This is a genomic window from Bacillus sp. SYZHCR11 (assembly GCF_057196865.1).
This window is the reverse complement of the sequence record NZ_JBXUND010000004.1, coordinates 307,971-320,359: the sequence shown is the minus strand read 5'-3', so window position 1 is coordinate 320,359 and position 12,389 is coordinate 307,971. Positions and strand designations below refer to the sequence as shown.

General features: G+C 48.6%; 11 protein-coding genes. 7 read left to right on the top strand and 4 right to left on the bottom strand.

Annotated elements, in window-relative coordinates; translation table 11 throughout:
• The first annotated feature begins 63 nt into the window (after positions 1 to 63).
• Positions 64 to 1,191 (top strand): aminotransferase class V-fold PLP-dependent enzyme, encoded by a 1,128-nt coding sequence (locus AC2CGA_RS16320; RefSeq protein WP_349686298.1) that lies wholly within the window; start codon positions 64 to 66, stop codon positions 1,189 to 1,191.
• A gap of 34 nt (positions 1,192 to 1,225) precedes the next feature.
• Here the strand turns inward: AC2CGA_RS16320 and lmr(B) are convergent, their stop codons facing one another.
• Together lmr(B) and lmrA are read right to left on the bottom strand one after the other, a co-directional pair.
• Positions 1,226 to 2,665, bottom strand: coding sequence for a lincomycin efflux MFS transporter Lmr(B) (lmr(B), locus tag AC2CGA_RS16315; protein ID WP_007609218.1), 1,440 nt, complete (start codon positions 2,663 to 2,665; stop codon positions 1,226 to 1,228).
• 36 nt (positions 2,666 to 2,701) lie between these two features.
• Positions 2,702 to 3,268, bottom strand: a complete 567-nt coding sequence (lmrA, locus tag AC2CGA_RS16310) for a transcriptional regulator LmrA (protein WP_003156676.1) — start codon at positions 3,266 to 3,268, stop codon at positions 2,702 to 2,704.
• Between the two features lie 177 nt (positions 3,269 to 3,445).
• Here lmrA and AC2CGA_RS16305 point away from each other — a divergent pair, with 177 nt between their 5' ends.
• From AC2CGA_RS16305 to AC2CGA_RS16290, 4 genes are all read left to right on the top strand, one after another.
• Entirely contained in the window at positions 3,446 to 4,561 is a 1,116-nt protein-coding gene (locus tag AC2CGA_RS16305) for a type II asparaginase (RefSeq protein WP_073982022.1), read from the top strand.
• Between the two features lie 195 nt (positions 4,562 to 4,756).
• On the top strand, positions 4,757 to 5,401 hold the full coding sequence (gene estA, locus AC2CGA_RS16300; protein ID WP_003156672.1) for a lipase EstA: 645 nt from the start codon (positions 4,757 to 4,759) through the stop codon (positions 5,399 to 5,401).
• Positions 5,402 to 5,537: 136 nt separating this feature from the next.
• Positions 5,538 to 6,608: a helix-turn-helix domain-containing protein gene (locus AC2CGA_RS16295; protein WP_003156670.1), complete on the top strand. Its 1,071-nt coding sequence runs from the start codon at positions 5,538 to 5,540 to the stop codon at positions 6,606 to 6,608.
• A gap of 130 nt (positions 6,609 to 6,738) precedes the next feature.
• Positions 6,739 to 7,671, top strand: coding sequence for an aldo/keto reductase (locus AC2CGA_RS16290; protein ID WP_003156667.1), 933 nt, complete (start codon positions 6,739 to 6,741; stop codon positions 7,669 to 7,671).
• Between the two features lie 43 nt (positions 7,672 to 7,714).
• Here AC2CGA_RS16290 and AC2CGA_RS16285 read toward each other — a convergent pair whose 3' ends face one another.
• Positions 7,715 to 8,710, bottom strand: a complete 996-nt coding sequence (locus AC2CGA_RS16285; RefSeq protein WP_014304282.1) for a DUF5105 domain-containing protein — start codon at positions 8,708 to 8,710, stop codon at positions 7,715 to 7,717.
• A 128-nt stretch (positions 8,711 to 8,838) separates the two neighbouring features.
• Between AC2CGA_RS16285 and AC2CGA_RS16280 the strand changes: the two genes are divergently transcribed.
• Positions 8,839 to 10,239 carry a YcdB/YcdC domain-containing protein gene (locus tag AC2CGA_RS16280; protein WP_484480236.1) on the top strand — a complete coding sequence of 467 codons (1,401 nt, stop codon included), beginning with the start codon at positions 8,839 to 8,841 and terminating at the stop codon, positions 10,237 to 10,239.
• Positions 10,240 to 10,439: 200 nt separating this feature from the next.
• The gene (locus AC2CGA_RS16275; RefSeq protein ID WP_003156662.1) at positions 10,440 to 11,798 is read left to right on the top strand and encodes a YcdB/YcdC domain-containing protein; all 1,359 of its coding nucleotides are present in this window, start codon (positions 10,440 to 10,442) and stop codon (positions 11,796 to 11,798) included.
• Here AC2CGA_RS16275 and cwlK read toward each other — a convergent pair.
• A complete protein-coding gene (cwlK, locus tag AC2CGA_RS16270) occupies positions 11,795 to 12,298 on the bottom strand; it encodes a peptidoglycan L-alanyl-D-glutamate endopeptidase CwlK (RefSeq protein ID WP_015388738.1) in 504 nt (167 codons plus the stop codon). The two genes, AC2CGA_RS16275 and cwlK, sit on opposite strands and share 4 nt — an antisense overlap.
• Positions 12,299 to 12,389: the final 91 nt, after the last annotated feature.

Genomic DNA, 12,389 nt, shown 5'->3' with positions numbered 1-12,389 from the left:
CTCCTTTTCTTTTTACCATACTCTATAATGGACATATATTCCTGCCGAAGGGGGAAACATGTCTTGAATTCGCCTCTGGTGCAATACCGATCTTTATTTCCGGTGCTCCGCACACATACGATGCTCGCCAGCTGCTCTCAAAGCGCTCTTGCCCTGCCGGTTTCAAAAGCGGTCAATGACTATCAGGAAAGCCTGCTTCAGCATGGCGGAAACTGGGAAGAAGCCATTGGACGTACGGAGCAGGCAAAGTGTGAATTTGCGAAATTGATCGGCGCCCATCCTGAAGAAATCGCCGTTTTACCTTCAGTAACGGCTGCTGTCTCTGCCGTCGTTTCTGCTTTACCGGATTGCCGAATGAAACAGGCGGTGTATACGGAATTGGATTTTCCGGCGATCGCCCACATTTTGAAGGCACAGACTGAGATGGAGCTTTCAGTCGTGCCGTCTGAAGATGGAATGATCCCGTTAGAGCGGTATGAGACGTACATATCGGAGCAGACGCTTTTCACCTGTGTGCCCCATGTGTCATATACGTCGGGTTTTGTCCAGGATATAAAGCGCATTGCCGAGATATCCGCAAAGAAGGGATCGCTTCTTTTTGTCGATGCTTATCAATCGGCGGGGCACATCCCGATTGATGTAAAAGAATGGGGAGTTGATATGCTGGCCGCGGGTGCGAGAAAGTATATGCTCGGCATACCGGGAACGGCGTTTCTTTATGTCAGAAAGGAACTTGCCGAACGGCTGAAGCCGAAAGTCACCGGATGGTTCGGGCAGCAGCGGGCGTCGATGCCGGATTTAACCCGTTTTTCTTATGCGGACGGAGCCAAACGCTTTGAGACCGGAACCCCGGCATTTATCAGCATATATGCGGCACAGGCGGCTTTATCTCTATTAAACGATGCCGGTACAGACCGCATTCACCAAGAAGTAAAAAAACTCAGCGCATTTGCGTATGAATACGCTTCTGAAAAAGGACTGAACCTCACAGGGCCGCAGTCTGCCGATGACAGACCCGGCATGATTTCCATACGGGATGAAAAAGCGGCGGAAACGGCTGCGCTGTTGAGGCGGAAAAACATCGTATGCGCATCCAGCGGACAAATCATCCGGCTGGCGCCTCATTTCTATAACACAGCTGACGATCTGATCTATGCGATTGATGAACTGGCTGAAGCGCGAGGTATATAAAAAACAGCAGACTCCCGGGGAGTCTGCTGTTTTCTTATGAATGATTCACTTTGACCCGTTTCATAAAGAAAGCGCTGATCAAGCCGATAACGGCGACAATCATCGCGAAGATAAAGGCATGCTGGACGCCCGCAATCAGCGCGTGAGAGTATGCGGAAGGATCATTCGGGTTTTTCGCGGTGCTCATATAATTCTTCTGGCCGGCAGCCATGATGCTGACCGCCACCGCAGTGCCGATTGCGCCGGCCATCTGCTGGAGCGTATTCATAATGGCTGTTCCGTCCGGGTAAAATTCCGGCGGCAGCTGATTTAAGCCGTTCGTTTGCGCCGGCATCATGATCATGGAAATGCCGATCATCAGGCATGTATGAAGCGCGACAATCAGAAGCGCCGTAGAAGCGCCGTTAATGTTTGAGAAAAACGAAAGCACAGTTGCCGTGATGACAAACCCGGGAATGACAAGCCACTTCGGCCCGTATTTATCAAACAGACGCCCCGTCACCGGAGACATAAAGCCGTTTAAAATACCGCCCGGCAGCAGGATGAGCCCGGACGTAAACGCCGTCAGCATCAGTCCGCTTTGTAAATACATAGGCAATAGGAGCATTGTCGATAAGATAACCATCATACAGATAAACACAATCACGACACCGAGAACAAACATCGGATAGCGGAAAGCGCGCAGATTCATCATCGGCTGCTTCATTGTCAGCTGCCTGATGGAAAATAAGATGAGCGCGATCGCGCCGACAGTGAGCGAACCGATAACCGTCGGGCTTGACCAGCCGTCTGATCCTTCGCCCGCATTGCTGAATCCGAATACGATGCCGCCGAACCCGATCGTAGACAGAATAATGGAAAGCACGTCAATTTTCGGTTTTGTAATGTCAGACACGTTCTGCATGTAGGCGATGCCGAATAAAAGAGCCAACACAAGAAACGGCAGGGAAATCCAGAAAATCCAATGCCAGTTCAAATGCTCTAGCACAAGCCCTGAAAATGTCGGACCGATCGCAGGAGCGAACATAATGACAAGCCCGATCGTCCCCATCGCCGCTCCGCGCTTATGCGGCGGGAAGATGACGAGGATTGTATTAAACATCAGCGGCAGCAGCAGCCCGGTTCCTAAAGCCTGCACGATTCTTGCCGCCAAAAGAAACGGAAAGCTCGGCGCAAGCGCTGCAATCAGCGTGCCGATAATGGAAAAAGCGAGTGAAACGATGAACAGCTGTCTCGTCGTAAACCATTGCAAAAGCAGACCCGATACCGGCACAAGAATACCGAGAACGAGCAGATAGCCCGTCGTCAGCCACTGGACGGTCGCAGGAGTGATATGTAGCTCCTTCATCAGATCAGTCAGGGCGATATTCAGCGCCGTTTCACTGAACATGCCGATAAACCCTGCCGTCAGCAAAGAAATCATGATCGGCATGACTTTATATTGTTTGGAAGGCTGAGCGTTTTCCAAAATCATTCTCCTCTCTTTCTATACGTACATGTCTCTCGTATTTTATGTCTTCAGCAGGTTGGGGATTTGTTTAGAAATATGGAGGATCGGCATTTTGTCTTTTTTGGCTAAGGACACAATGATGCCGCCTTCTATCATGGCATTTAAAACAGTGCTGATTTCCGCCGCTTTCTCATCAGAAAAACCGGCTGATCTTAATTTGCCCGCGAACAGATTCTCCCATTCCTGATAAGCGTTTTGACAGGCCTGCCGGAGCTTTTCGCTCTTTAAAGCAGTCTCGGCAGCCAGTAAACCGACAGGAAACCCTTCAAAGTTCTCCGGACATGTGAATTGCCGTGATAAGTCCTGTAAAAACGCTTGAATGCTTTCCGCCGGATCAGGATGGGCATCAAGGCTTTCTTTTATTTTCATACGGATATAATGGCTCATTTCATTGACAGCCTCAATGGCGAGCTGCTCTTTGCCGTCCGGAAAATGATAGTAAAGAGAACCTTTCGGCGCCCCGCTTTCTTTAATAATCTGATTCAGTCCCGTGCCGTAATACCCCTGAAGCTGAAACAGCCTGGTTGCTGCGGCGAGGATTTTTTCACGAGAATCTCCATAGCTCATAATGTTCCCACCTTACTGATTTGTGACAAATTTAAAATATAGTGACTGGTCTATTATCTTGATTTCGCATGGCGGTGTCAAGGTTTTTTAACGGTTATTTTCTTCGGAAGGTTGTCTGACAAGCGCGTTGACCGGTGAGAGGAAAATCTTCATAAATAAAGAAAAGGAGAGAAAAGAATGAAAAAACAATTCATGCCCTTCATTACATTTATCTCAGCTCTGCTCTTCATCGCGGCCGGCTGCTCCCAATCTCCTCAAACGAAAGAAGCGCCGCCCCAGATGGCAGCCGCAGCCTCTGCGAAAAAAGACGGACTTCCGAATATTAAAATTCTTGCCACCGGCGGCACAATTGCAGGCGCTGCTCCTTCAAAGACGTCCGCTACGGAGTACAGGGCGGGGGCAATCGGAGTTGATGCCCTGATTCAGGCCGTTCCGGAGATAAAAGAGGCCGCGCATGTGAGCGGAGAACAGGTTGTGAATATCGGCAGCCAGAATATGAATAACGAGACACTGCTGAAACTTGCAAAACGGGTAAACAAGCTGCTCAAGTCTGATGATACAGACGGCATTGTCATTACACATGGAACAGACACACTTGAGGAAACCGCCTACTTTCTCAATCTGACGGTCAAGAGTGACAAACCCGTTGTTGTCGCCGGGTCAATGCGGCCGTCCACGGCGATCGGAGCGGACGGGCCATCCAACTTATATAACGCGGTAAAAACAGCGGCTGCGCCTGAGGCGAAAGGCAAGGGGACGCTTGTCGTATTAAATGACAGAATCGCTTCGGCGCGTTATGTGACAAAAACCAATACAACCGCGACCGACACTTTCAAATCGGAAGAAATGGGTTATATCGGAACAATTGCTGATGACGTCTATTTTAATAACATCATCACCCGAAAGCATACGAAGGATACAGATTTCAAGATAGATAAACTTGATAAACTGCCGCAGGTCGATATTATATACGGCTATCAAAATGACGGAAGCTATCTCTTTGAAGCCGCCGCAAAATCAGGGGCGCAAGGCATTATTTTTGCAGGCCCGGGAAACGGCTCAATGTCTGATGCGGCGCTAAAAGGCGCTGTAAAGTCGGTCAAAAGCGGGCTGGCGGTCGTCCGCTCCACAAGGACGGGAAACGGGGCGGTAACACCGAATCGAGAGTATGAAAAAGACCATTTGACAGCTTCAAACTCTCTCAACCCTCAAAAAGCGCGGATTCTTCTCATGCTCGCGCTGACAAAAACGCATGATCCCAAGCGGATTCAAACCTATTTCAATGAGTACTAGGAGTAGAGAACCGGGTGTTCTCTCCTTTGTCGGTATGCCGTATTAAAGCATAAGCGTGCTTTCGGGAAAGGGGCGTCTTTCTCATTTTTCCGCTCTTTTTTAATTGTTGAAAACAGTAAAAAATACACTATTTTTTCCTTTTCTTCTCTAATAGAATGAAAACTGCAAAAATATTACATAGCAGGAGGAAAGTTCATGAAACATATAAAAAGCAAAATCCTAGTCATCCTTACAGTTTGTATGCTGTCCGTCATTTCCGTATTTGCCTTCCAGCCGACCGTATCGAAAGCCTCCTCAGGGCATAACCCTGTTGTCATGGTTCACGGAATCGGCGGGGCGTCTTTTAACTTTGCGGGAATCAAAACATACTTGGCATCCCAAGGCTGGTCAAGAAAAGAGATGTACGCTATTGATTTCTTAGACAAAACCGGAAACAACAGACACAATGCGCCGAGACTGTCCAATTACGTGAAAAAAGTGCTCAGCGAAACAGGTGCGAAAAAAGTCGATATCGTCGCGCACAGCATGGGCGGCGCCAACACGCTCTATTACATTAAAAATCTTGACGGCGGAGACAAAATCGCCAACGTCGTGACACTCGGCGGAGCGAACGGCCTTGTGACCAACCGGGCGCTTCCGGGGACTGATCCGAACCAAAAGATTTTATATACATCGATTTACAGCTCAGCGGACTTGATCGTTCTGAACCCGCTGTCACGACTGATCGGCGGGAAAAACGTGCAGATTCACGGTGTCGGACACATCGGACTTTTGATGAACAGCCAAGTAAACGGGCTGATTAAAGAAGGTCTGAACGGCGGCGGACAAAATACAAATTAACAGTTTCAAAGCCCCGGAGAATGAGAATATCCCGGGGTCTTTTTTTCTTCCATATTCTTTTTTCGCCGTAAACCAAGCCCTCTGAAGTTATTTTTGTTAAAATAATAAAGTTATATCAGAATTCGGAGGGTTTATTGTGGGAAAAGTGAAAAGAAATGCCCCTTGCCCATGCGGCAGCGGGAAGAAATATAAAAAATGCTGCGGAAGCAAAGAAGCTGCCATTCCGGCAGACATCGCGGCAAAAGAAGCGAAACAGATTCAGGAAAGCTTAATGGAGTACGCCTTTACAGCACATAGAGACGGCATATCATCATTTATTAACCAGCATGAGTTCATTACGGAGCTGGACAGACAGACTAAAGACATCGGAGTCTTCAACCTCGGTATCTGGGGAATTTTCTTCCGTCCGCTGGCAGGCGGCAAGACGATTTTTGAAGAATATCTTCAGAAAAAAGCCGGCGGCATCAACCGTCCGAAAACACGGGAAATCGTTGAATCATGGAAAAGCATGACACCAGCGGTTATGGTGCTTGAAGATGTGAAAGAAGGAATGATTCACTTTGAAGATGTGATGACAAAGAAACAATTCAAAGTGGAAATGGACGTCAGCCAGCAGGATCTTCCGCCGGCGGGAAGCCTGATTCTCGGCTATCCGATCCACGAAGCGGAAAAAGCGGAGTTCTTCATGCAGTTTACGATCTTCCCTGTGAAGCGGACCGAAGCTCTAATCAGCAAAGTGAAAAAGGCGGCTGCCCCGGCCCTTGCGGAAGGAAAATCGCCTGAGCGCTTTATGCAGGAGGACTTCGACACTGTGCTGGCCGCTCTTTTAGGAACGGCGGAAGAGCCTGAGCAGGCTGCTGAAGAAAAACAGACGGAGTGGGCGAACGACATGGAGAAGGAAACGGCGGATGCCATTGAAAAAGGCCTGAGCGGGGATGAATACCCGGCTGAGCTGGTTCCGGCCGTTATTGACCTGTGGAAAACGTTCTGTGTCAAAAAAACACCGACGATCAGAAAGCCGGAAGCTTTCGCGGCGGCGGTTGAATATTACGTAAACAGTATTTCTCTGAACGGCGCGTCCGTTTCTCAAGCCAAGCTGGCGAAGAAGTACGGCGTCAGCGCCTCAACGATTTCCAGCCGCTATAAGGAAATCGAAGGTGCTCTCACAGATGAAGCCGAACGCTTCGCCGCAGCTCTGACATCTTAAGACACAGCCAAAAAACCTTGAAGGGCACATGCTTTTCAAGGTTTTTTCTGCAGAAATGCTCTCGGGGCAGGATAATTCTTACCGATTATCTAATACTAAACAGAGCGATAAAAGGAAGGGAGCCTGAGCCATGGATGAGACACGTACGCTGGGCAGGACGGATTTACGGGTAAAGCGTATCGGCTTTGGCGCTAATGCGGTCGGAGGACATAATCTGTTTCCGAATCTTAATGATGAAACGGGAAAAGAACTCATCCGCACAGCGTTGGACGGCGGCGTCAATTTTATTGATACGGCGTTTATATACGGTTTGGGGCGTTCCGAAGAGTTAATCGGTGAAGTTGTCGCAGAGCGCGGCGTGCGGGACAGCCTCGTGATTGCGTCAAAAGGCGCGCACAAAGAGGTCAACGGACAAATCGAGCTGGACAACAGCCGTGAATTTCTCCGTAATGAGGCGGAAAACAGCCTGAAGCGGCTGAAAACAGACGTGATTGATTTGTATTACGTCCACTTCCCTGACGGCAAAACACCGCTCTCCGAAGTGGCGGGCACGCTAAAAGAACTGAAGGACGAAGGGAAAATCAGAGCAATCGGCGCGTCCAATCTCAGCTTCGGGCAATTGCAGGAGTTTAACGCCGACGGTTATTTAGAGGTTTTTCAATCAGAATATTCACTGATTCAGCGTGAGGCGGAGCATGATCTGCTGCCTTATTGTGAAAAGAACGGTATTTCTTTTATTCCTTATTTTCCGCTTGCTTCCGGCTTGCTGACGGGAAAGTTTACAAAAGACACAGTCTTTGAGGACAGCCGAAAAAACAGGCCGCCGTTTCAGGGAGAAGCTTTTCACCAAAACCTGGAGCGAGTGGATAAGCTTCGGGCCGTTGCGGAAGAAAAAGGGGCGCAGACAGCGCATATCGCACTCGCGTGGCTTCTGTCGCAGCCGGCGGTGGATGCGATCATTCCCGGAGCCAAACGCCCCGGCCAGCTGAAACACAATCTGGGCGCGCTTGATGTGCAATTGACCGAGGATGAGGTTCAATATATCAGTGACATCTTCAAGTGAAAATAAAAAAAGGAAATAGCCTGCGCTATTTCCTTTCTTGCTGTCAGGACGTTTTCAAAAACGCTTCTGTCAATCCTTCCAGATCGGCGTCTGTATCCAGATACCACTGGCCGCGGGCGTTTTTCTTCATCTCGATTTCTCTTGTTACGGAAGAAGAAGCCGGTTTCAGGCGCATAAACTCTTCCGGATAGACAGAAAGCAGGTGGCTGACAATTTCGTTTTCATCAGCATCGGGGTGCTTTCCGGCATAGTCTTGCACGCGGTCTTGCAGCTGGCCCGCGAGCGGAGACATATCAAGCGGCGTCACTTTTGCTTCAAGGACGGCTTTTTTGCCTGACATGGATTTGGTATGCACCTTGAGCTCTGTGTTATCCCGAAGCGCTGATGACATGGCGTCAATAATAGCGGAAATGGCTTTTGAATCCGCCTGTTCTTGTGAAATGCCTGCAGAAGCGATAAAGCTGGCTTTCGCCGATTCCTGATATGCGGCGGCCGTCATTTTTTCATTTACACCGGTCAGGCGGGTGAAATCTTTATTGTGCTTGCCGTACAGCATCACATCAATGTATGCGGATAATGCGTCCGCCGGGTCAGGTTTTGCGTTTGAGGCTGTGCCTTTGACTTTCAGTTTATAAGATAAAGGCTTCGCGTCTTTTGCCTGCGGCTGATATACCAATTCATATGATTTGCCTTCGTCAGCCGTGAAGTACAGATTGCCCGTCACTGTCTTGCCCGCATGAAGCGTGCCGCTCTGCATCTGGTCATCCTTATCGGCCGCCGCTGTTTTCGCGTCATCCTGATAAAGCGAGAAGTCGCTGCTTTTGACGGTAAGCGGGTCTTTGCCCGTATTTTTGACGGTGACCGTTACTTTCAGCGCGGCCGGATGTTCAGTATCGTCTGAAGCGGCCCATGCCGTCTCTTTTATTTTCACTTTCGCCGTGCTGCTTTCCTGGCCGCCGCTCGTTTCGCTGCTGCATGCGGCGGTAAATGCCGTGAGAAGCAGTATGAAAAACACGGCGCTCATTTTTTTGATGGACATCTGGTTTACCCCCTGTTGTTATAATGATTAATTCAATAGTCATGAAGACAGACAGGTTAATTATACTAGTTTTGTATAAAAGAGTCTTGGTAATCATCAATCTTTTTGGAAGAAAAGGAAGTGTTATGATGAAAAAAGAAGAATTGAAACAGCTGGCTCTCCGGATCGGTAACGTACCTGCCCGCTACGAGAGTAATGTGGAAGAATACCAAGAAGATGAGGTTTTGTTTTGGTGGGAAGATAAGAATGATCCGGAAGCCGGCATCATGGTCGAATTGGACCGGGACGGAAAACTGAAATCCTTATCCCGTCCGGCTTTCCGGACTGATCTGCCGGCTCTTTCGGAATCGGACATAGAAGAACGGATGCGGGCGTTTGTAGAAACCCATCGTCCGGGGGCATTGGCTGAGTTCGAATTGGAGAAAAAAAGCTCCGCAAATGATGGTGATGTGAGATATTCCTATGTTCAGATGGCTGACGGTCTGCCGCTTCCGCTGACCGGGTTTTACGCCGACCTGTCTTTGACAGGGGAAGTAACCGGCTTTTCTTACCATGGGAAGGCTGATAATCTCTTAAGACCCGGAACAATTGCGGACAAGCGGGAAGCATTGGCTCACTTTATCAAACATATTGAAGCGGAGCTGTTGTTCACCGTACTGCATCAGTCCGTCTATGTGCAGGGGGATGACAAGCCTCATCTCGTCTATGAAATCGTGTCTCCGACGCGGCCGATATCGGCTGACCTGAAGGAAGAGAATGCAGAAATAGACGAATATGAAGGGCTGGAAGACGACATGCTGCTGTATGTCCCGATTTCACGCCCTGCACCTGAAGCGGAAAATATGAGCATCAATGACATGATCGGGCTGCACGACGGTTTTTATAAAGAGAGGGAAACTGATCTTGGAGACGGCCGCATCGGCATTGCATGGCGTCCTGAAAAAACAAAATCCGTCCGGAAAGATAAAAGCTTAGAAAGTCTGTTTAAAGAACGGAATGAACATGTATTGAAAACAATGCATGATAGAGAATCGGGCCGGCTCGCCGGAGTGATGTCATTTATACATAGTGAAGGCGAACCGGAGTTTTCCGAGGAAGAATGCCATCACATGGCCATCCGCTTTTTATTCGCCATGTTTCCGGAAGCGAATCAGTATTTCCGGGTTCAATATGATGAGCCGGATGATGAAGGAGAAAACGTGGGACTTACATATAAGGCTTGTTCGGGCGGCGTTGATTTGCGATTCGGAGAGGGGAGAATCTGTGTCAGCAAAAAGACGGGTCTTGTCACTGTATATATGCCGCCGGAAATTGATCCGAAAGAGCTGGAGGAAATCGATCCCGTTCCTTCATTGACAATGGAAGAGGCGAAGGACGCGATCCGCCGGGCCATCAAAGCCGAGCTCGCTTGGGATCGTTGTTACGATGACGGCAGCTGCGGAAAAGTGTACAGGCTCGTATACAAGCCGGTTTTCCCGCGGTTTATTGAGGCCCATACGGGAGAAGTGATCACGAGTTTAATAGGCTGAAGGTCATGGGCGTTCGTCCCGGGTCTTTTGCGGGAAGTGTGACTATTGTATGAAAAACAGCCGCTCTGAATACGGCTCTTTTCCCTCTTTGCTAAAAATAGACACATAAAAGGCACTTTCTTCCCTTTAAAAGGATAAGGACGTTTTTATATAATTAAAAACAGTTCTTTTTTATACACTCTTCTGAAAGGATGACCCCATTGCTGAAAGAACATCTGAGAAAAAAAGCGCTGGAGATCGGGAACATACCGCCGCACTATGAGCTTGAAATAGAAGATTATGATGAAAAACAAAAAACGAGAGCCTATTATATATGGAAAGATCGTAACCATCCGGATAAAACGGTAACGATTGAGCTGGGCGACGACGGATCTTTGCTTACCTATTCACGCAACGACTGTCCGGGTTCAGACATGCAGCTGTCAGACGCCGAATTAAAGCTGACGGCTCTTCGGTTTGCGGCGAGACACCGCCCGCTTACTTTTATGAATTTCATCTTTCAGGCGAGGGAAGAACGCAATGGGTGCATCCGATTTATCTATACAAAAAAAGTGCTCGGCCGGCCGCTTCCCGATTCAGGTTTTTTCGTTGATGTAACCAGGAGCGGCTTCGTCGTGCAGTTTATCTATTACGGGGATAAGGGTGAAGCGCCCGTCCCGGAAACATTCGTCGATCGGGAAAAAGTCGTCTCGCATTATATGAGTGTGCTGACATTCAGTCTCGTCTATGATGTGGTCAATTTTGAGAACATACCGCGTCTCGTCTATGAACCGATTCTGCCGGCTTACAGCTATCCGGCCGGTGAAGATGATATCGTGCCGGATCAGCAGCTTTGCGAAGACAGGAATGAGCCGGCAAAACCGCTTCCCGCGTTTGAACATAAACGGGAAATCAGCCTGGATGAATTGATGGGGTTTACCTCGGATATGGTTCAGACGCGCCGGCGCGATCTCGGGGATGAGATCGGAACGACATGGCGGAAAGGGTCGGTTCCGGAACGGAAAGATTTGAGTATCGAAAGCTATTTTGAAACCAGCAACAAAAATACAATGAAGATGAAAACGGACAAAAAGACAGGGAAAATGACAGCCTTTAAATCTTTTATTGAGCATCAGGGCCCGGCCTTTTATTCTGCGGAAGAGTGTGAGGCCGTCGCGCTTCAATTTTTATACAAGCTTTATCCGAGAGCGGACGAGTTTTTTAAAATGAACCCGCTGAAAACGGACGGAAGGGGCAGGTTCCGCTTCCATTTTTCCGTATGGCATCAGGATATTCCGCTGCGGTTCGGCGCTGCGAGAATACTTGTCAGTCCCGTAACGGGGCTTGTGGAAGCTTATATGGCGCCTGACATTGACCCGGAGCAGCTGGAGAAGATCAATCCGGTGCCGGCCGTTACTCCCGAAGAAGCAAAGGCCGCTTTTTTATCCGATTTCCATCTGCGGCTGGAGTGGCAGCGCGATTTTACGCCGTCCGGCAATGAAGGATATAAGCTTGTGTACAGGCCTGTCTATCCTCCGTACATTGATGCGCAGAAGCGAAAAAAGAAAAGGTTTTATTAGCCAGGGATCATTTGTAAATGAGGATAATCTTTAAAGCCTCTCCAATCGCCTCCCCAATCAAAACCGAGCGTTTTGGCAATCGATACGACCTCAAGCCAATCGGGCGTGCCGTTTCGGTTTCCGTCGTGCGTCATATCCCACATCAGGCTTCCATCCTTTTTTTGCAGGGCGAAGTCGATCGCAAGGCCGTAATTGTGGTAAGATTCCCCGCCTTTTGCGTAGGTGACGATATTTCCTTTTTTTGAACGTCCTTGACGGTACAATTCGTTTTGTTCCTCAATTGATCTGAAACCCTCTGTGATAACGACGGTGATGCCTTTTTTCAGAGCGGCCGTCCGCAATAGCTCCGCATTCTGTTTCACGAGCGGATGAAGAGCGCTTGGAATGGCTCTATCTTGTAATGCCGTCTGCGGCCTCAATTCTTTCTGCACATAGGAAAAACATAGGTCTGCGGAAAAGAAGAGGATCAGAAGCAGCGAAATTCTGACTGGTAGTTTCATGGTGAATTCTCTCTTTCTTTAATTGATTAAAATCTTTGTTTGCTCACTGCCATAAATTTGCTATGATAAAATATAACATAATTAGTAGCCG